The following is a 17,589-nucleotide window of genomic DNA, read 5'->3' on the forward strand; positions in this document are numbered from 1 at the left end:
GTTATTCCCCTTTACCTTGTAGCACGGCGTGCACATCAGCCGCCTGCACCAGCTCGCCGGTATTGTTACCCCAGGCATTACGCTCATAGGTAATTACCGCAGCAATTTCTTTTAAGCTCAGCTGCTTGGCATAAGCCTGCATTGCAGTACCGGCTTTGCCGTTCAGAACGATGTCTATATGGCCCGGTATATCATTCAGCGCCATGGCGCTGCCTTTCAGTGCAGGGAAAATGCCGGCTAAGCCCTCGCCATTGGGCTGATGGCAAGCCGCACAATAGGCAATGTAGGTGCGCTCACCGACGCTCATCAGCTCGTCCATGCTCATGTTCATTGCCAATAGCTCCTGCTCCTCCGCTTTGGCCTTGGCAATACGCTCAGCTTCGCCGTTTAACCATTGCTCGTAATCGGCAGGGTTTTTCGCAATCACCACCACTGGCATAAAGGCGTGGTCTTTACCGCACAGCTCAGCACACTGGCCGCGGTAAATACCTGGCTCCTCTACCCGGGTCCAGGCTTCGTTGATAAAGCCGGGGTTGGCATCTTTTTTCACGGCAAAGGCCGGTACCCACCAAGAGTGGATCACGTCATCTGATGTCATTAAAAAGCGCACTTTTTTGCCGGTAGGGATCACTAAAGGCCGGTCTACCTCAAGCAGGTAGTTTTCGCCTTTGGCAAACCTGTTATTGATTTGCTCTTTAGGTGTCGCCAGCAAGGAATAGAACTCGACATCGGTGTTTAAATACTTGTAATGCCATTTCCACTGCGAGCCGGTCACCAGCACAGTGACATCAGCCTCTGTGGTGTCTTCCATTGCAATCAGGGTTTTGGTCGCCGGAATGGCCATGATGATTAAGATAACTACCGGTATCGCCGTCCAGAGTATTTCTACTTTGGTGCTTTCATGGAACTGAGCCGGCTGCACGCCACGTGCTTTTCGGTGCCGTAGAATGGACCAGAACATGGCCCCAAACACCACTGCACCTATAGCGCAACAAATCCAGAATATCGTCATATGCAGGCTATACACCTGCTGGCTGATTTCCGTTACACCTTTGGTCATATTCAAAGGCATATCTGTTGCATTAGCGGTTGCAGCTAAAAGCAAGGCTGGCAGCGACCAACGAAGACAACGCGTTTTCGTCACTGGACTTCTCCTCTGTCATTTTGCAAAGCAAACTGCAGAAACTAAGTACACAGTACTACACGGTTCTTACACACCCACACCGAACCCATGCCTGAAGTTTCATCAGTTTATTATTGTTATTGTAAGTATCGGTTTCGGGGCTAGCGCTGAAACCGGATCTGACCCTGTTGTTATTTTTTAATCAGATTCGGGTTAAGAATTATCCAAATAATGGCGGCTGTAAACCCCTAAATAACAAAAGCGCCGGCAAACCCATGTGGTCATACCAGCGCCTCGAGTGAAATAACTTACTGAGCTTAGTACAATTTATAACCAGCTGCCGTTACGGATAACGCCTACAGCCAAGCCTTCGATAGCAAAATGCTGCGCACGCAGGTCTACTTTTATCACATCAAAATCTTTATTTTCTGGTTGCAGCAATACGGTGGTGCCTTCACGCTGAAACCGCTTCACCGTGACATCTTCATCTACCCGCGCCACAATAACCTGACCGGGTTGCGCCTGATTGGTTTTATGCACCGCCAGCAAGTCACCGTCTAAAATACCAATGTCCTGCATGCTCATACCCTGCACCCGCAATAAAAAGTCAGCATGCGGCTTAAACAAATTAGCATCAACCTGGTAATAGTCCTGCACATGCTCGGTCGCCAATATTGGCTGGCCAGCCGCCACCTTACCAATTAACGGTAAACCTAATTGCTCTGGCTCATCATTATCCACCAACCGGATGCCTCTGGAGGTGCCCGGCATCATTTCAATTACGCCTTTTTTCGCCAGTGCTTTTAAATGCTCTTCTGCCGCATTCGCCGACTTAAAGCCCAGCTGCTGGGCTATTTCAGCCCGTGTTGGCGGCATTCCGGTGTCTTGTTGATAGTCTTTAATCAGTTGCAGGATCTCGGCCTGCCGCGGTGTTAGTGGTCTCATAGTGCTGGTTACCTGTACAGTGAATACTGTGAGTATATACAGGCGTGTAACAAATGCAAGTTTCAGTCAGCGCGGGCAATTTTCCAGGCCACGCCATCGTGTTATGCTATGCCACTTTGTTCGTTGAGGAAGAAAGGCAATGTTTCGGCCGGTAAAGTTGTTTGCAGCCTTATTAAAATGGCCATTGTGGCCGCTGCTGAAGTACAAGATAGTACCGGAGCAACCGGTAACTGAGCTGGCATTAGAGCAAGCTAAACCCTTGTTCTATATTTGCACTACAGAATCAGCTGCCGATTTCGCCGCCATGCGGCGTATATGCGAAAAGCTCGGCTTGCCTGATCCGGCAGATAACGTCATGCTGGACGGTAAAGCCCATCCACGCACTTTATTTCTCGAAAAGCCCCACACCCTTTTGCTGCCGCGCGGCAAAACCACGGCTTTGGCGCAAGGCCAGGCGTTGTTGCAGGCCCACCTGGCTAACCCGCAGCTGGACGCCCAGCTAATGCCGGTAGCCTTGTTATGGGGCCGGGCGCCGGGTAAAGAAAACAGTATTAAATGGCTATTAGGCGAAGCCCATGCGCCTAATTGGCTGGCAAAGCTGTTGATCGTATTGATCTCTGGTCGCCATACGCTGGTGCGGTTTAGCCGGCCAGTCTCGTTAAAAATGATGGCAGCGCAGTTTGGCGCTGGCGAAAGCACTGCACATAAACTACTGCGCATGTCGCGCTTTCACTTTTACCGCCAGCGCCTGGCTGCAACCGGGCCGAAACTGGTTAACCGTGCCCAGTTGTTTAATGCACTGTTAGGTGCACCAGCGCTGAAAAAAGCCATTGAAGATGAAGCCAAAGCCAAGCGGATTTCAGTAAAGGCCGCCCGGCAAGAGGCACGTAAGTTGCTGCTGGAAATTGCTGCTGACTATCGCTCGTCAACCTTGCGGGTTGGCGACAGAGTACTGCGCTGGTTATGGAACAAGCTGTATAAAGGTATCAAGGTCAACAACGCCGACATGCTGCGCGACCTGGCACAAAAAGGCCATGAGATCGTGTATGTGCCCTGCCATCGCAGCCATATGGATTACCTGTTGCTTAGTTATGTTATTTACCAACAGGGCCTGGCACCACCGCATATTGCGGCCGGTATTAACCTGAACTTCTGGCCGGCCGGGCCGATTTTCCGCCGTGGCGGCGCTTTTTTTATTCGCCGCAGTTTCAGTGGCAATAAGCTGTACTCGGCAGTATTCCGTGAGTACCTGTGCCAGCTATTTAGCAAAGGCTATTCGGTAAAGTACTACACCGAGGGCGGTCGCAGCCGTACCGGCCGCTTACTACAGCCAAAAACCGGCATGCTGGCGATGACACTGCAGTCTATGCTGCGTGGCATAGAGCGCCCGGTCACGCTGGTGCCGGTGTATCTGGGCTATGAGCATGTAATGGAAGTAAACACTTACCTGCGTGAGTTAAAAGGCTCTGGCAAACAAAAAGAATCAGCGCTGGGCGTGTTAAAGGCCATTCGTAATCTGCGCGATTACGGCTATGGTTTTGTTAATTTTGGCGAACCGATAACCCTGAACAGTTATTTAACCCAGCAGGTGCCCGACTGGAAGCAAAACATCGATCCGCTGGAAATACAAAAACCGCAGTGGCTTAACCCGGTCGTCGCGCATCTGGCCGACAATTTAATGCAACGGATTAATCAGGCAGCCGCGCTTAACAGTATCAACTTACTGGCACTGTGTTTGTTGGCCACCGAGCGCCATACTATGGCCCGCAGTGAGCTGACGGAACTGTTAAGCTTTTACCTCAGCTTACAGCGGGCAGTACCGTACCATCAGCAGGTGACACTGCCACAGGAAAGCGCCGCACAACTGATAGACCATGCCATCAGCCTGCAAAAAGTGCAACAGCACAGCGACAGCTTTGGCGAGCTGCTCAGTTTGACGGCAGACAATGCCATTCTAATGAGTTACTACCGCAACAATGTGCTGCACTTATTTATGCTGCCCGCCATTATTGCCAGTGCAGTGCTGCACCAGCGCCGTATCAGCCTGACACAGCTGACCGCTATAGTACAGCAGTTGTATCCACTGCTGCGCCACGAGCTGTTTTTAGATATCAGCTCGCCAGAAACCTACAGCAAAGCCGTATTACAACACCTGGTAGAATCGGGTCTGGTGCTGCAGGAAGGCGATAATTACTGTGCCCCGGCGCAACACCAGAGCGGCTTTGCCATGTTAAGTATGCTGGCGCACAACGCCGAGCATACTTTGCAGCGCTATGCCATGGTATTACAACTGATCCAGCGTGAAGCGTTAAACCGCGCCGAGCTGGAAAAGCACAGCCATGAGCTGGCGCAGCGTTTGTTAAACCTGCACGGCATAACCGCGCCCGAGTATTATGACAAACAATTGTTTGCCACCTTACTGGTAGCGCTAAAAGACAGTGGCTACAGCCAGCTGGATGAACAAAGCCGGGTGTGCGCCACCGAGCGCCTGCATCAGCTCAGTGACACCGTCGCCGGCTTATTACGCAGTGAGGTGCTGCAAAGCATTCACAGTATTATGCCAACCAGCAGCCACTAACGGCTGCTAGGGTAAGCGCGAATGACCCCTTCCTGAATAGTCGACGCCACCAACTTACCCGCGCGGTTATAAAACTGACCGCGCACTAAACCGCGACCACCGGACGCGCTGGGGCTGTCAACCGCATATAACAACCAGTCATCAAAGCGAAAATCCTGGTGAAACCACATCGCATGGTCAATAGTCGCGACTTGCATGTTTGGCGCCATAAAAGACTTACCATGTGGCTGCAAGGCAGTAGGCAGAAAGTTAAAATCTGATGCATAAGCCAGCAAATACTTATGAACGCGCAAATCATTCGGCATGGCGCCGTTGGCTTTAAACCAAACATAACGTTTGGCCGCACTTATCTGCGGTTTAAACGGGTTTTGAAAATCGACCGGGCGCATTTCAATCGGTTTTTCACAAATAAACTTGCTGCGCAGGCTTTCCGGGATCAGCTGGGCATGCTGCTGGTAAAACTCTAAATCAGACACCAGCTGCTCTGGCGCCGGCACTTCTGGCATCTGGTCCTGATGTTCAAAGCCGGTTTCTTCTGCCTGAAACGACGCCGTCATATAGAAAATTGGCTTACCAAACTGAATGGCGCTCACACGGCGGGTGCTAAAGCTTTTACCATCACGGATATTTTCCACTTCGTACACTATGGGCCGCGACGCATCGCCGGGGCGCAAAAAATACGAGTGAAACGAATGCACCTTGCGATCTTCTGCAATGGTCTCTTTTGCTGCCGACAAGGCTTGCCCCATTACCTGTCCACCGAACACGGCCTTAAAACCTAAGTCCTGGCTTTGGCCACGATACAGGCCCTGCTCTATGGTTTCTAACTTCAATAAGGCCAGCAAGTTGTCTAGTACCTGACTCATGGTTTTCGCTCCGGTTCCGTTTGTGCAAACTATAGTGGTATTCTGCCGCAAACGACGGAGATCAGCAAAGATGGCGTATTGGTTATTTAAAACCGAACCTGAAGAATGCAGCATTGATGATTTTGCCCGCGCCCCAAACAAAGCTATTGTTTGGGAAGGGGTACGCAATTATCAGGCACGCAATATGTTGCGTGATCAGGTAAAACAAGATGATTTGGTCTTTATTTATCACTCTAGCTGCAAACTGATCGGAGTAGCAGGTATCGCCAAAGTGGTGCGTAGTGCCTATCCGGATCCGAGCCAGTTTGATAACACAAGTGTTTATTTTGACGCGAAATCTTCGCCGGATGCACCGCGCTGGGTAGCGGTGGACCTGGTGTTTGTTGAAAAATTACCGGCTATTATCACGCTGGACAAAATGAAAAGCTCGGCTAAGCTCTATGGGTTGCCCCTGGTGCAAAAGGGCAGCAGATTGTCTGTTATGCCGGTTACCGAGCCGCAGTGGCAAACCATTTTGCAGCTGGGTGAACTGCAATAACAGATGTGTTGCAAACCCGATATCCCTGATAGTTGGAGCCTGTTATGTCTACTGAAAGGCGCCAGATGGACAAGGATATACATTTTTTCTGGGACGATCTGAGTCTGGCACAGAAGTTTTCCGTCGCGGAGTTACAACGCTTCGGCTACGATTTACTGTTTGTTCGTCATCTTGCCAATGGCAGTTTGGCGGTGCTGTCGGCAGGGTCTAAAATGGCCGCCATTGATATTGACGGCCAGATTGATACCGAGCCCCAAGTCGTATTACGTCATTAAAGGTCGTGCTAACCACGATATGCTGGCTTAGAGGTTGCTGACTTTCGCCGCAGCCTCTTCGCCAGCGAGTCCCGCCACCGCACTACAAAGCTGGATGTAAGCCATAATCGTATTACTTTGCCACAGCGTAGTCAGCCGGCTGTGTTTTTTCATCATTTGCTCCAGCACCAGACTGTCCAGCCCGGGATGATGGCGCAACTGCTGTTTAAACACTTGCTGCGGCAGTAACGCCTTTTGGCAGCACTCTTTTATCACGACCGGTAAACTTAAACATAACACCCGCGCCAGCTGCATTTCACGGTTGCTCAGTAGCGGCTGCGCCGGTTGCAGCGCTAATTGCTGCTCTAACAGGGATTTCTGTTGTTCTGCCAGTTGATAAGCCGCCTGCTGCAGCCGGATTGATTCCTGCTCACGCTGCGCTAACTGTTTTTGTAAGGTTTTATTGGTTTTACCCAGTTGCTCAGTTTGCCACAAGACGTACAACAACACCGGGGCCAGTACCCCGAGTACTACCAGCCACATCATAATGCACTAGATCCCCAACATAGGTCACCGAGTACCACAGCGGCGGCAAAGCCGCTGTGATCAAGAGTATTTTTATTGCTGGCTATTATCCGGGGCTTGCTTCGCGCTGGCAATATAGTTACGCACTAATTGTTCCAGAATTGGCAGCGGCAAACTACCGTTACCTAACAGTTGATCGTGAAACTCACGCACATTAAAGCGGTCGCCCAGTGCTTGCTCTGCTTCAGCACGCAGCCGCTTAATGGTAATTTCACCCAGCTTGTATGACAGCGCCTGGGCCGGCCAACTGATATAACGGTCAATCTCGGTAGTGACGTTGTGCATCGACAAGGCGGTATTGGCGGCCATAAAGTCAATCGCCTGTTGCCGGCTCCAGCCCATACTGTGCATGCCAGTGTCGACCACTAAGCGGGCGGCGCGCCACATTTCATACGTCAAGCGGCCAAAGTTACTGTAAGGGTCCTGATAAAAGCCCATCTCCAGCCCCAAATACTCGGCATACAGACCCCAGCCTTCGCCAAAGGCTGAGGTGTAAAAGCTGCGCCGATAATCCGGTAAACTGGCTTGCTCACTGGCCAGGGCAATTTGTAAGTGATGGCCCGGCACCGCCTCATGTAAGGTCAGTGCCTCCATTTCATACAGCGGACGGCGGTTTAACGCATAGGTATTGACCCAGTAAAAGCCCGCCTGGTCATCACGTGAAGCGCCGGAATAACGGCCGGTGGTGTATTTAGGCGCAATCTCAGCCGGTACCGGCACCACACCATAAGGCGTGCGGGGCAGGGTTTTAAATAACTTGGGCAGCTGTGCATCGGCTTTTTTCGATAAGAACGCCGCATAACGCATCAGCTCGTCGGGCGTTTTCGGGTAAAACTGCGGATCCGTGCGCAAAAACTGCACAAATTCGGCAAAACTGCCGTTAAAGCCAAGGTCATCAATTACTTGCTGCATTTCGCCACGAATGCGTTTTACTTCATCCAAGCCAATCTGATGCACCTGTGCAGGTGTGAGCGCCAAAGTGGTGTAATGCTGCAGCCTGTTTTGATAGTACTCGGCACCATTTGGCAGCGCTGAAGCGGCAATACTGTCGCGGGCTGCCGGCAGATACTCATCCAGCATAAACTGATAAAACGCCTGATAGGCCGGGTTTACTGATAAACGGATTTGCTGTTTAGCTTCATCGACCAGCTGTTGCCAATCAGCATCGCTGACAAAGGCCGGCTGCTTAGCGAAGGGCTGAAAAAACACGCTGTCGGCAGGCTCTGCCACCACGTAAGAGATAATACTTTTCTCAAAACCGGTCAGTACTGCTTTGGGTTGTGTCATGCCGCTGGCGATACCCTGACGCATCCAGTCCGTTTGTTGGCTCATGTAACGGGGTATCGCTGATAATTGGCGCAAATAGTTCTGATAATCACTGATACTGCGAAAGGCGGTGCGCTGAGGCAAAAAACCCAGGTTGGTATGAAAACCCGACTCTGCTGTTAACGGCATCAGATGTGCGCCAAAGCGGTATTCGTCAATATCGTCGGCCAAACGGTAAGCCAAAATCGCATGATTAATGCGGTTTTGCTCTGACAGGCTGTTGACATTGACTTGCTGCAGCTTGGCTTGCCAGGCTAACCGTTGCTGCTGCCGCTGCGCCAGTGCCTGCGGCGACATATCAGTTAACTGACCAGGCTCGCTCTGGCGTAAACGCTGCTCACCCTGCCATATTTGCTCTGCCAGGGCGGTAAAGCGCTCATCAGCACGTTGCGGGCTACCGGCACAGGCGGTGAGTAATAACGTCAGTAAAAGCAGCACTTTAGTATCAGGTCGGCTAGACATAAAACGAGATCCTTGTGGGGTGTAATGCGTCGATTGTAACCACTTTACCGGCCAAAAACAGGCCGTTAAACGGCGTACAAGGGTAATTAGTCGGATTAGCAGCTTTACAGCGACCGTTGTAGTGCTGCTTTTAGCAGCAAACTGACGTTATTTTCTGCGTATGCATCGCAAACGCCGTACGGCAGTTGCCAGTATTTAATATTCGCGTAGTATGGCTATGGCATCAAGTACGTTATCATCTGGCTGTGATTGGCAGCGGGTTAAGCAAGCGGAGTTTTACGTGGTCTTATGAAGTATCAGGATTCACTACAGCAAGCCAGTGAGAAGGCCTCTCAGGTTAAGGTATTTTTGCAGCGTGCCAGGCTTGCGGCTCATCCGGTCAACTATGCAGTTTGTTACGAATATATCAGCGGCCACAATGCCGCACTCTGTCACATCATTGAGCAAAAGCTGGCGGCACAGGCGCCGCTTGATGATTTTGTCATGGCAGACTTATACAGCCGTTTTTTAACAGATCACAGCCCACAGCAAGAACAGTTAATGCAAGATGCCAGCGGCATCGCTACCCGGGTCGCCGCTTATACCGATGTTGCCGCAGAGCAACTGGAACAGTACCTGCAGCAACTGGATAGCACTGTAATGCAACTGCAGCAACATGAGGTATCCGACCCTATTCTCAGCGATATTGCGCAGCAGTTACAACAAAGCAGTGTGCAATTTCAGCTAAGCCAACAACAAATTCAGCAACAGTTACTCACCGCAAATCAGCAAAGCCAGCAACTGCGTCAGGAAATAGAGCAACTAAAACAGCAGCGCTTATTAGATCCGCTCACCGGCTTATACAACCGCCTGGCAATGCAAAATCAGTTAGATATCTGGTTTACCGAGCAACCTGAACGGCGTATTGCGGCTATTGCGGTAGATTTGGATCACTTTCACCGCTTTAATCAGGAATATGGTAGCGCCGTGGGCGATGTGATCCTGTCGAAGGTGGCGCGCAAAATCAGCAGCTATGTACAAAGCAGCGGCTTGCCGGTGCGCTCGGGCGGTGAAGAATTTTTAATTCTGCTACCAGACGTTGATTTACGCAGCGCCAGTGAAATCGCTGAGCAGGTGCGCCGGGGCGTGGAAAAGCTGCGGTTTGTCTCCTCCCGCAACAAAAAAACCTTGCCAAAAATTACCATCTCGCTGGGTGTGTCGGTATTTCAACCCAATGAAAACTGGTACCAGTTTTTAGGCCGTACCGCCGCCGTGCTGTCACTGGCCAAACAACGTGGCCGCAACCAGGTGGCCAGCGAGACCATGCTGGCAAGTTAACCCAACAACAACGGCGTATAGAAAAGCCAACACAGAAGTTGGCCTGTGCGCTGTTATCTTTTACACTAGCCGCATTTAACTGCCTACAGGCCCGCAGCATGACTGATAAGCAAAACACCACGCATTTTGGCTACAAAACCGTTGCCGCCGAGCAGAAAGTCTCGCTGGTGGCCAATGTATTTCACTCTGTCGCCGCCAAGTACGATGTGATGAACGACTTAATGTCGCTCGGCATTCACCGTTTGTGGAAACGCTTCACCATTGACTGCAGTGGTGTGCGCCCCGGCCAGCAGGTGCTAGATTTAGCCGGCGGTACCGGTGATATTACCGCGCTGTTCTCCAAGCGGGTGGGGCCAACGGGTAAGGTGGTGCTGGCGGATATCAATGCTTCTATGCTCAATGTCGGTCGTGACAAGCTGCGCGATTTGGGTCTGGTTAACAACATTGAGTATGTACAGGCCAATGCCGAAGCGCTGCCGTTTGCCGACAACAGCTTTGATATTATCAGCATTGGTTTTGGCCTGCGTAATGTAACGGATAAAGACGCTGCACTGCGCTCTATGTTTCGCGTGCTAAAACCGGGCGGCCGCTTGCTGGTGCTGGAGTTTTCCAAACCCGAACAAGAGTGGCTCAGCAAGGTGTATGATTTGTACTCGTTTAAATTGCTGCCGGCGATGGGCCAGTTAGTCGCCAATGACAAAGAAAGCTATCAGTATCTGGCGGAGTCTATCCGCATGCATCCGGATCAGGAAACGCTAAAAGCCATGATGCAGGACGCCGGTTTTGCCGAGGTGAGCTACCACAACCTCACCGGTGGCATAGTCGCTTTACATCGCGGGTACAAATTCTGATGTTACCGCTGTTGCCCCAGTTTATCTGTGCTGTGGCAGAAACAGCTATGGCGAGATTGATCGCGATGGACCCGGATGCCAAGCCACGTTTAGCCAGGCTTGCCGGCAAACAACTGTCGTTTCGCTTAAAAGAGTGGCCAACCACGCTGGTACTCAGCGCCACTCACGAGACTATTTTGTTTAACCAACACGACCACAGTGTCGATTGCGCCATTGTTACCGATATGGCCAGCTTACGGCTGCTGCGCGACCCCAGCCAGCTCACGCGGCTGATTAAAGCCGATGCACTGCAGATCGATGGTGATATTCAGGTGGCGCAGCAATACAGTCATTTTTTTCAGCAGCTAAATCCGGACTGGCAACAACGTTTGTCACTGTATGTTGGCGACGCCGCTACGCATAAAATCAGCCAGAGCCTGCTGCAGTGGCAGCACTACTTAAGCCAAAAAAGCCAGGCACTGGCCCAAATGGGTGGCGAACTGTTACAGGACGAGCTCAGAGTAAGCCCGGATAAAGCTGAGCTGGCACAATTTAGCCGTGACGTCAGCGAGCTGGCGGCACGAACCGATGTTTTGCAACAACAACTTGCCGCTTGCAGGGAGTCCTAGTGCGTATCAGTCGTTTTTATCAAATCCAGAAAACCTTATTACAATTTGGTTTGGATGAACTGATCCCCGCGCAGTGGCAGCCCTGGTACGCCAGGCTGGCAAGGCGCAGTTTGTTTTGGTTGCGTAACCAACACCCACAGCAGCCGGTGGGGGTGCGTCTGCGTCTGGCGCTGCAAAGCCTGGGGCCAGTATGGGTAAAATTTGGCCAAATGCTATCGACCCGGCGCGACCTGTTTCCGCCGCACCTGGCGGATGAATTAGCTAAGTTACAGGACAAAGTGCCGCCCTTTGATGGTGCCAGAGCGCAGCAGTTAATTGAACAAGCGCTGGAGCTCAATGACATCGCTGAGCTGTTCAGCGAGTTTAATCAAACCCCGCTGGCGTCTGCCTCTATTGCCCAGGTGCATACAGCCTGCTTACGCCAGGATGATGGCAGCCTGGCCGATGTCGTGATTAAAGTGATCCGTCCAGATATTAAACAGCAAATTCTGGCCGATCTGGCACTAATGGATACGCTGGCCGATGCCGCCGCGCGCTTTTTACCCGACGGCAAACGGTTAAGGCCACGCGAAGTGGTGTCGGAATACCGTAAAACGATCCTTGATGAGCTCGATTTACAACGTGAAGCGGCAAATGCCATTCAGTTAAGGCGTAACTTCGATGGCTCAGACTCGCTGTATATTCCCTTTGTTTACAGTGATTACAGCCGCACCAATGTGATGGTAATGGAGCGCATCTATGGCATACCGGTGTCAGACATTGCCGCACTGGAAGCGCAAAACACCGACATGGAACTGCTGGCCAAACGCGGTGTAGAAGTATTTTTTACCCAGGTATTTCGTGACAGTTTTTTTCATGCGGATATGCACCCGGGCAATATTTTTGTCTCACGTGAACACCCTGCTAACCCTAAATATATAGGCATAGACTGCGGCATTGTCGGCACCTTAAATGCCGAAGATAAACGCTACCTGGCGGAAAACTTTGTTGCCTTTTTTAACCGCGATTATAAAAAAGTCGCGCAGTTGCATGTTGACTCGGGCTGGGTGCCGGCCCATACCAAGGTGGAAGAGTTTGAAAGCGCTATCCGCACGGTGTGCGAGCCCATTTTTCAAAAGCCGCTGGCCGAGATTTCGTTTGGTCACGTATTGCTAAACCTGTTTAACACCGCCCGTCGCTTTGATATGCAGGTGCAACCGCAACTGGTGCTGCTGCAAAAAACCTTACTGTATATAGAAGGCCTTGGGCGTCAGTTATATCCACAGCTGGATTTATGGAAAACCGCTAAGCCGTTTTTGGAAAATTGGGTGAAACAACAGGTTGGCTTACCTGCTGTGTGGCGGCAGGTAAAAGAAAATTTGCCATTTTGGGCAGAAAAGCTGCCACAAATGCCAAACTTGCTGCATCAGTATCTGGAGCAGGGGCCGAAACAGCAGCGCCAGTTACTTAATCAGTTACAACAGCTGGCACAGCAACAGCAACAAGCAAAAGCACAAATTGTTGCAGCAACCTTTGCTGCAGCCAGCCTGATCAGTGCTAGTATAGTGTTCAGTTTTGGCAGCCCCTGGCCTGCGGTGGCGCTGCTGGGCCTTAGCATCGTATTTGCTGCTAAAGCCTTATTGCGATAATGCGTTTGTCATAATAACGACATAAGCTAGCGCTGCCATCACGGCAGTTAATCAGAGGATAGAGAAAATTATGTTTGGCAATATCAGTATTTGGCAATTACTTATTGTACTGGCGATCATTGTATTGCTGTTTGGCACTAAAAAATTACGTGGCATTGGCTCTGATCTCGGCTCGGCGGTAAAAGGCTTTCGTAACTCAATAAAAGATGCACCTGAAGACGACAGCACCGAAGCATCGCAGCAGCCACAACAACCGCCGCAACAGCTGAATGAAAAAGCTAAAACAGACAGCACTGCGCCCGGCAGCAACAGCCAACAAGAACAAAACGTTAAAGACAAAGTATAAATGGGCTTCTGGGAGCTGGTTGTCATCGCCGTAGTGGCATTGTTGGTGTTGGGGCCAGAGCGGTTACCCGGTGCTATTCGCTCGGTGCACAAAACCGTGCGCAGCATCAAGCAGTTTGGTCAGCAAATGCAGGCTGAACTGAACCACGACTTGCGCACGCATGAATTGCATCAGAAGTTGAAAGACGCCGAAGCGAAAGGCCTGCTAAACCTGACCGAGCAGGAAAAAGCTGCGCTGGCTGAGTTAAAACAAGCCGCAGCGGAGGTCACACCGTCACTGGCTGCGCCTGCATCCACGCCAGCAAAAGAGCAAACTGATGAGTCAGAACGTAAATCCTGATAGCTTACTTGGGCATTTGATTGAACTGCGCAGCCGCTTATTACGCTGCGTGGTCGCTGTGATTCTGGTATTTGCCGCGCTGGCAGCCTTTGCGCAAGACATTTATCACCTGCTGGCACAACCACTGTTAGCCGTGCTGCCGGAAAACAGCAGTATGATCGCCACCGATGTGGCAGCGCCGTTTTTTGCGCCGTTTAAACTGACCTTTATTGTCGCCATTTGCCTGGCCGTGCCCTATCTACTGCTGCAGGTGTGGCAGTTTATTGCACCGGCACTGTATAGCCGGGAGAAGCGCCTGATGGCACCTTTGGTGATCAGCAGCACCTTACTGTTTTACAGCGGCATTGCCTTTGCGTATTTCGTTGTATTTCCAATTATTTTCGGCTTTTTCACCAGTGTGGCACCGCAAGGCGTTACTGTCGCCACCGATATCAGCAGCTACCTGGATTTTGTGCTGAAGCTTTTTTTTGCCTTTGGCCTGTCATTTGAAATTCCGGTCGCCATTTTGCTAATGGTGTGGACCGGCGTGACCACCCGTGAAGCACTGGCAGAAAAGCGGCCTTATATTATTGTCGGTGCCTTTATTTTAGGTATGCTGCTCACCCCGCCGGATGTTATCTCACAAACGCTGCTGGCGGTGCCAATGTGGTTATTATTTGAACTGGGCTTGTCATTAAGCCGGTTTTATCAGCCGAAAAATACTGAGCCCTGCGAACAACAACCAGAACAACAGCCAGAAAAACAAAAACAGGAACAACAGCGATGAAATATGTATTAGCAATCTGCAGCGCCTTACTCAGTGTCAGTGCAGCAGCTGATAGTAAGATCCCTGTACACCAGGCGGTAGAACTGTGCCGTGCCGAGCAAAATGCCCTGCGCCGCTTAACCTGTTATGACGCAATATCTCTGACATCAGCGACCACACCGGGCGTTAAAGCACTGCCGTCGCAGGCCAATGAGCGGGCTCAACAAGCCACAGTGAAACCGACCACAGCTAAGCCAGCAAAAAGCGACGATGACCGTTTTGGGCTGGAGCATAAAGAGCAGGCCGATGCCGATGAAACCTTAAGGGTTACAGTAAAAAACGTTAGCTACACGCCACGCAAAGAACTGATTGTTGAATTCGACAATGGCCAGCGTTGGCGCCAGATTGGCAGCGACTATTACGCCATTGCTGTTGGCCAGCAGCATACGATTAAACGTGGCGTACTTAACGCGTTTTTCCTCGCTAATGACAATAATAACCGCACCATCCGCATTAAACGCGAGCAATAAGATGCCGCTGTGGTGTGATATCGGCGTTAATCTGTTTAGCAGTCAGTTTGACGCCGACCGGCCAGAGGTGCTGCAACGCGCCCAGGGCGCCGGCGTGGCGCAGCTTGTACTGATTGGCAGTGATATTACCGAAAGCCAGCAAAACATTGCCTTTTGCCAACAGCACAGCGGCTGTTTTAGCACGGCCGGTGTGCATCCGCATCAGGCGGCACAGGTCAGTGACACCTGGCTAAGCGACCTGAAACAATTGCTGACACGGCCAGAAGTTGTAGCGGTAGGTGAGTGCGGTCTGGATTTTAACCGCGACTTTTCACCAAGACCAATGCAACAACAGGTGTTTGCCGCACAGCTGCAACTGGCCAAACACGCCAACAAAGCGGTATACCTGCACGAGCGCGATGCCTTTGCTACCCAGCTGGCCATGCTACAAGAGCAGCAAATACAGCATGGCGTAGCGCATTGTTTTACCGGTGATATGACACAAGTAAAAGCCTATCTTGACCTGGGCCTGCATATCGGTATTACCGGCTGGCTCTGTGATGAGCGCCGCGGTGATGCGCTGCGCCAGGCGTTGCAGTATATTCCGCTGGACAGATTACTGCTGGAAACCGATGCGCCCTATTTATTGCCACGCGATTTAAGCCCAAAACCGGCAAGCCGTCGCAACGAGCCTGCCTTTCTGCCGCATATTGCCAGTGTGGTGGCCAGCTTACGTCAGCTCACAACCGAAGCGCTGGCAACGCAAGTGTTAGCTAACAGCCAACGGCTGTTCGGCCTGCCAGCACTGAGTGGTGATGCTTAACATGGCTGCTGTTTTGCTCTACTTTCTGGCCGGGCTGTTGCTTGGTACTCTGCTGGTGGGGCTGACAGCTGTGCTGATACTGCGCCGCTGGCGCCAAACAGCAGGCGATCTGGAAAGCCAGCTGCGCAGCCATAGCTTTGAGCTGCAAATTGCCTTAGATGAGCTCACCGAGGCAAACCGCCAACTGGAGCTCCAAACCCAGATTGATGCCTTATCCGGCGTCTATAACCGCGCCTATTTTGACCGGCAGTTAACTGCAGAGCTTAAGCGCAGCCGGCGCGAGCAGCGCACTGTCGCGTTGGTGCTGCTGGACATTGATCATTTTAAACAGATTAACGACAACCACGGCCATTTGGTGGGTGATCAGGCCATAAAGCAAGTGGCACAGCTTATCCGTCAGCACGTAAAGCGCCCGGCCGACAAGGTATTTCGCTACGGTGGTGAAGAGTTTGCTCTTGTGCTGCCCAACACCAGCCTGGAGGGCGCAGTGCAGCTGGCCGAGCGTATCCGCCAGCAGTTAAGTGCCGCCAGCATTACCACTGCCGCTGAAACCCTGACACTAAGTTTAAGCGCCGGCTGTTATGCCGCCATACCGGCAAAAGACAGTGATAACGACGAATTTATTGCCTTTGCCGATAAAGCCTTATACCGCGCCAAAGCCGCCGGACGGGATCAGGTACACAGTTATCCGGCACCAGTGGCAGCAGCAGTAACAGGAGAGATACATGAACACTAACCGCTATTTTCCCGCCAGCCGCCTGCGCCGCATGCGTGAACATGATTTTAGCCGCCGCCTGATGGCCGAGCATCAGCTGACCGTAAACGACTTAATCTACCCGATGTTTATTATCGAGGGGGAAAATAAACGCGAAGCTATAGCGTCTATGCCAGGCATTGAGCGCTTAAGCCTGGATTTATTGCTTGAGGAAGCCCAGCAGCTGGTTGAGCTGGGTATTCTGGCTATTGCGCTGTTTCCGGTTACCGCTAGCGAGAAAAAGTCGTTACAGGCTGAAGAGGCCTGGAACCCGGATGGTCTGGCGCAGCGCGCTGTACGCCTGCTAAAACAACAGGTGCCTGAGCTTGGTATTATTACCGATGTCGCGCTGGACCCATTCACCACCCACGGTCAGGACGGCATTATTGATGATAACGGCTATGTCATGAACGACATCACCACTGCGGCCTTAATTAAACAGGCGTTATCGCACGCCGAGGCCGGCGCTGATGTGGTGGCACCGTCAGATATGATGGACGGCCGTATTGGCGCTATCCGTGAAGCGCTGGAAGAAGCGGGCTTTGTTAACACCCGCATTATGGCGTACTCAGCCAAATATGCCTCCAGCTACTATGGCCCGTTCCGCGATGCGGTAGGCTCGGCCGGTAATTTAAAAGGCGGTAATAAAAAAACCTACCAGATGGACCCGGCTAACAGCAATGAGGCCTTGCATGAAGTCGCCATGGATTTAGAAGAAGGCGCCGATATGGTAATGGTTAAGCCAGGCATGCCTTATTTAGACATCGTGCGGCGGGTTAAGGATGAGTTTGGTGTGCCGACCTTTGCCTATCAGGTCAGCGGCGAATACGCGATGCATATGGCGGCTATTCAAAACGGCTGGTTAGCCGAAAAACCGGTGATTATGGAGTCGTTGCTGGCGTTTAAACGCGCTGGTGCCGATGGCATTCTGACCTACTTTGCTAAGAAAGTGGCAATGTGGTTACAACAAGATAAATAAGCCGTCTAAAAAG

At 51.5% G+C, this 17,589-nt stretch carries 19 protein-coding genes; 14 read left to right on the forward strand and 5 right to left on the reverse strand.

What is annotated here, in order from left to right:
* Window position 1: 1 nt before the first annotated feature.
* Window positions 2–1,144, reverse strand: coding sequence for a cytochrome c oxidase subunit II (gene coxB / locus ABGI61_RS02070; RefSeq protein ID WP_347596109.1), 1,143 nt, complete (start codon window positions 1,142–1,144; stop codon window positions 2–4).
* Window positions 1,145–1,450: 306 nt separating this feature from the next.
* Window positions 1,451–2,068 (reverse strand): transcriptional repressor LexA, encoded by a 618-nt coding sequence (lexA, locus tag ABGI61_RS02075; RefSeq protein WP_347596112.1) that lies wholly within the window; start codon window positions 2,066–2,068, stop codon window positions 1,451–1,453.
* 139 nt (window positions 2,069–2,207) lie between these two features.
* On the opposite strand from lexA, the gene plsB reads away from it, so the two are divergent.
* A complete protein-coding gene (gene plsB / locus ABGI61_RS02080; protein WP_347596115.1) occupies window positions 2,208–4,646 on the forward strand; it encodes a glycerol-3-phosphate 1-O-acyltransferase PlsB in 2,439 nt (812 codons plus the stop codon).
* Here the strand turns inward: plsB and tesB are convergent.
* Entirely contained in the window at window positions 4,643–5,512 is an 870-nt protein-coding gene (tesB, locus tag ABGI61_RS02085) for an acyl-CoA thioesterase II (protein WP_347596118.1), read from the reverse strand. The genes plsB and tesB overlap by 4 nt on opposite strands.
* Window positions 5,513–5,582: 70 nt before the next feature.
* Between tesB and ABGI61_RS02090 the strand changes: the two genes are divergently transcribed.
* Window positions 5,583–6,050: an EVE domain-containing protein gene (locus tag ABGI61_RS02090; protein WP_347596120.1), complete on the forward strand. Its 468-nt coding sequence runs from the start codon at window positions 5,583–5,585 to the stop codon at window positions 6,048–6,050.
* 44 nt (window positions 6,051–6,094) lie between these two features.
* Window positions 6,095–6,325, forward strand: coding sequence for a hypothetical protein (locus ABGI61_RS02095; protein WP_347596123.1), 231 nt, complete (start codon window positions 6,095–6,097; stop codon window positions 6,323–6,325).
* 27 nt (window positions 6,326–6,352) lie between these two features.
* On the opposite strand, the gene ABGI61_RS02100 is transcribed toward ABGI61_RS02095, so the two are convergent.
* Together ABGI61_RS02100 and ABGI61_RS02105 are read right to left on the reverse strand one after the other, a co-directional pair.
* Window positions 6,353–6,850, reverse strand: coding sequence for a hypothetical protein (locus ABGI61_RS02100; RefSeq protein ID WP_347596125.1), 498 nt, complete (start codon window positions 6,848–6,850; stop codon window positions 6,353–6,355).
* Between the two features lie 72 nt (window positions 6,851–6,922).
* Window positions 6,923–8,677, reverse strand: coding sequence for a DUF885 domain-containing protein (locus tag ABGI61_RS02105; RefSeq protein WP_347596128.1), 1,755 nt, complete (start codon window positions 8,675–8,677; stop codon window positions 6,923–6,925).
* Window positions 8,678–8,965: 288 nt separating this feature from the next.
* Between ABGI61_RS02105 and ABGI61_RS02110 the strand changes: the two genes are divergently transcribed.
* From ABGI61_RS02110 to hemB, 11 genes are all read left to right on the forward strand, one after another.
* Entirely contained in the window at window positions 8,966–9,994 is a 1,029-nt protein-coding gene (locus ABGI61_RS02110) for a GGDEF domain-containing protein (protein ID WP_347596131.1), read from the forward strand.
* 98 nt (window positions 9,995–10,092) lie between these two features.
* Window positions 10,093–10,845 carry a bifunctional demethylmenaquinone methyltransferase/2-methoxy-6-polyprenyl-1,4-benzoquinol methylase UbiE gene (ubiE, locus tag ABGI61_RS02115; RefSeq protein ID WP_040552177.1) on the forward strand — a complete coding sequence of 251 codons (753 nt, stop codon included), beginning with the start codon at window positions 10,093–10,095 and terminating at the stop codon, window positions 10,843–10,845.
* A 47-nt stretch (window positions 10,846–10,892) separates the two neighbouring features.
* Complete coding sequence (locus ABGI61_RS02120; protein WP_347596136.1) at window positions 10,893–11,453, forward strand: ubiquinone biosynthesis accessory factor UbiJ; 561 nt, start codon at window positions 10,893–10,895, stop codon at window positions 11,451–11,453.
* Complete coding sequence (ubiB, locus tag ABGI61_RS02125) at window positions 11,453–13,081, forward strand: ubiquinone biosynthesis regulatory protein kinase UbiB (RefSeq protein ID WP_347596139.1); 1,629 nt, start codon at window positions 11,453–11,455, stop codon at window positions 13,079–13,081. The genes ABGI61_RS02120 and ubiB overlap by 1 nt, the downstream gene beginning before the upstream one ends.
* Window positions 13,082–13,151: 70 nt before the next feature.
* The gene (gene tatA, locus ABGI61_RS02130; protein WP_347596142.1) at window positions 13,152–13,427 is read left to right on the forward strand and encodes a Sec-independent protein translocase subunit TatA; all 276 of its coding nucleotides are present in this window, start codon (window positions 13,152–13,154) and stop codon (window positions 13,425–13,427) included.
* Entirely contained in the window at window positions 13,428–13,766 is a 339-nt protein-coding gene (gene tatB / locus ABGI61_RS02135) for a Sec-independent protein translocase protein TatB (protein ID WP_347596145.1), read from the forward strand. It begins immediately after the preceding gene.
* Window positions 13,744–14,532, forward strand: coding sequence for a twin-arginine translocase subunit TatC (gene tatC / locus ABGI61_RS02140; RefSeq protein WP_347596148.1), 789 nt, complete (start codon window positions 13,744–13,746; stop codon window positions 14,530–14,532). The genes tatB and tatC overlap by 23 nt, the downstream gene beginning before the upstream one ends.
* Window positions 14,529–15,041: a hypothetical protein gene (locus ABGI61_RS02145; protein WP_347596151.1), complete on the forward strand. Its 513-nt coding sequence runs from the start codon at window positions 14,529–14,531 to the stop codon at window positions 15,039–15,041. The genes tatC and ABGI61_RS02145 overlap by 4 nt, the downstream gene beginning before the upstream one ends.
* A gap of 1 nt (window position 15,042) precedes the next feature.
* Window positions 15,043–15,843 (forward strand): TatD family hydrolase, encoded by an 801-nt coding sequence (locus tag ABGI61_RS02150; protein WP_347596154.1) that lies wholly within the window; start codon window positions 15,043–15,045, stop codon window positions 15,841–15,843.
* Window position 15,844: 1 nt separating this feature from the next.
* On the forward strand, window positions 15,845–16,579 hold the full coding sequence (locus ABGI61_RS02155) for a GGDEF domain-containing protein (RefSeq protein ID WP_347596157.1): 735 nt from the start codon (window positions 15,845–15,847) through the stop codon (window positions 16,577–16,579).
* Entirely contained in the window at window positions 16,569–17,576 is a 1,008-nt protein-coding gene (gene hemB / locus ABGI61_RS02160; RefSeq protein WP_347596160.1) for a porphobilinogen synthase, read from the forward strand. Before ABGI61_RS02155 ends, hemB begins: the two co-directional genes overlap by 11 nt.
* The last annotated feature ends 13 nt before the right edge of the window (window positions 17,577–17,589 follow it).

The organism is Rheinheimera fenheensis, from assembly GCF_039871805.1.
GTDB classification, from domain to species: Bacteria; Pseudomonadota; Gammaproteobacteria; order Enterobacterales; family Alteromonadaceae; genus Alishewanella; species Alishewanella fenheensis.

Excerpts from the sequence above, each read along its gene's own strand:
- ABGI61_RS02155 (WP_347596157.1), top strand. The coding sequence starts at position 15,845 with ATGGCTGCTGTTTTGCTCTACTTTCTGGCCGGGCTGTTGCTTGGTACT.
- ubiE (WP_040552177.1), top strand. The coding sequence starts at position 10,093 with ATGACTGATAAGCAAAACACCACGCATTTTGGCTACAAAACCGTTGCC.
- ABGI61_RS02105 (WP_347596128.1), bottom strand. The coding sequence starts at position 8,677 with ATGTCTAGCCGACCTGATACTAAAGTGCTGCTTTTACTGACGTTATTA.
- ABGI61_RS02120 (WP_347596136.1), top strand. The coding sequence starts at position 10,893 with ATGGCGAGATTGATCGCGATGGACCCGGATGCCAAGCCACGTTTAGCC.
- hemB (WP_347596160.1), top strand. The coding sequence starts at position 16,569 with ATGAACACTAACCGCTATTTTCCCGCCAGCCGCCTGCGCCGCATGCGT.
- ABGI61_RS02110 (WP_347596131.1), top strand. The coding sequence starts at position 8,966 with ATGAAGTATCAGGATTCACTACAGCAAGCCAGTGAGAAGGCCTCTCAG.
- lexA (WP_347596112.1), bottom strand. The coding sequence starts at position 2,068 with ATGAGACCACTAACACCGCGGCAGGCCGAGATCCTGCAACTGATTAAA.
- ABGI61_RS02095 (WP_347596123.1), top strand. The coding sequence starts at position 6,095 with ATGTCTACTGAAAGGCGCCAGATGGACAAGGATATACATTTTTTCTGG.
- tatC (WP_347596148.1), top strand. The coding sequence starts at position 13,744 with ATGAGTCAGAACGTAAATCCTGATAGCTTACTTGGGCATTTGATTGAA.
- plsB (WP_347596115.1), top strand. The coding sequence starts at position 2,208 with ATGTTTCGGCCGGTAAAGTTGTTTGCAGCCTTATTAAAATGGCCATTG.
- ABGI61_RS02145 (WP_347596151.1), top strand. The coding sequence starts at position 14,529 with ATGAAATATGTATTAGCAATCTGCAGCGCCTTACTCAGTGTCAGTGCA.
- tesB (WP_347596118.1), bottom strand. The coding sequence starts at position 5,512 with ATGAGTCAGGTACTAGACAACTTGCTGGCCTTATTGAAGTTAGAAACC.
- ABGI61_RS02150 (WP_347596154.1), top strand. The coding sequence starts at position 15,043 with ATGCCGCTGTGGTGTGATATCGGCGTTAATCTGTTTAGCAGTCAGTTT.
- tatB (WP_347596145.1), top strand. The coding sequence starts at position 13,428 with ATGGGCTTCTGGGAGCTGGTTGTCATCGCCGTAGTGGCATTGTTGGTG.
- ABGI61_RS02100 (WP_347596125.1), bottom strand. The coding sequence starts at position 6,850 with ATGATGTGGCTGGTAGTACTCGGGGTACTGGCCCCGGTGTTGTTGTAC.
- tatA (WP_347596142.1), top strand. The coding sequence starts at position 13,152 with ATGTTTGGCAATATCAGTATTTGGCAATTACTTATTGTACTGGCGATC.
- ABGI61_RS02090 (WP_347596120.1), top strand. The coding sequence starts at position 5,583 with ATGGCGTATTGGTTATTTAAAACCGAACCTGAAGAATGCAGCATTGAT.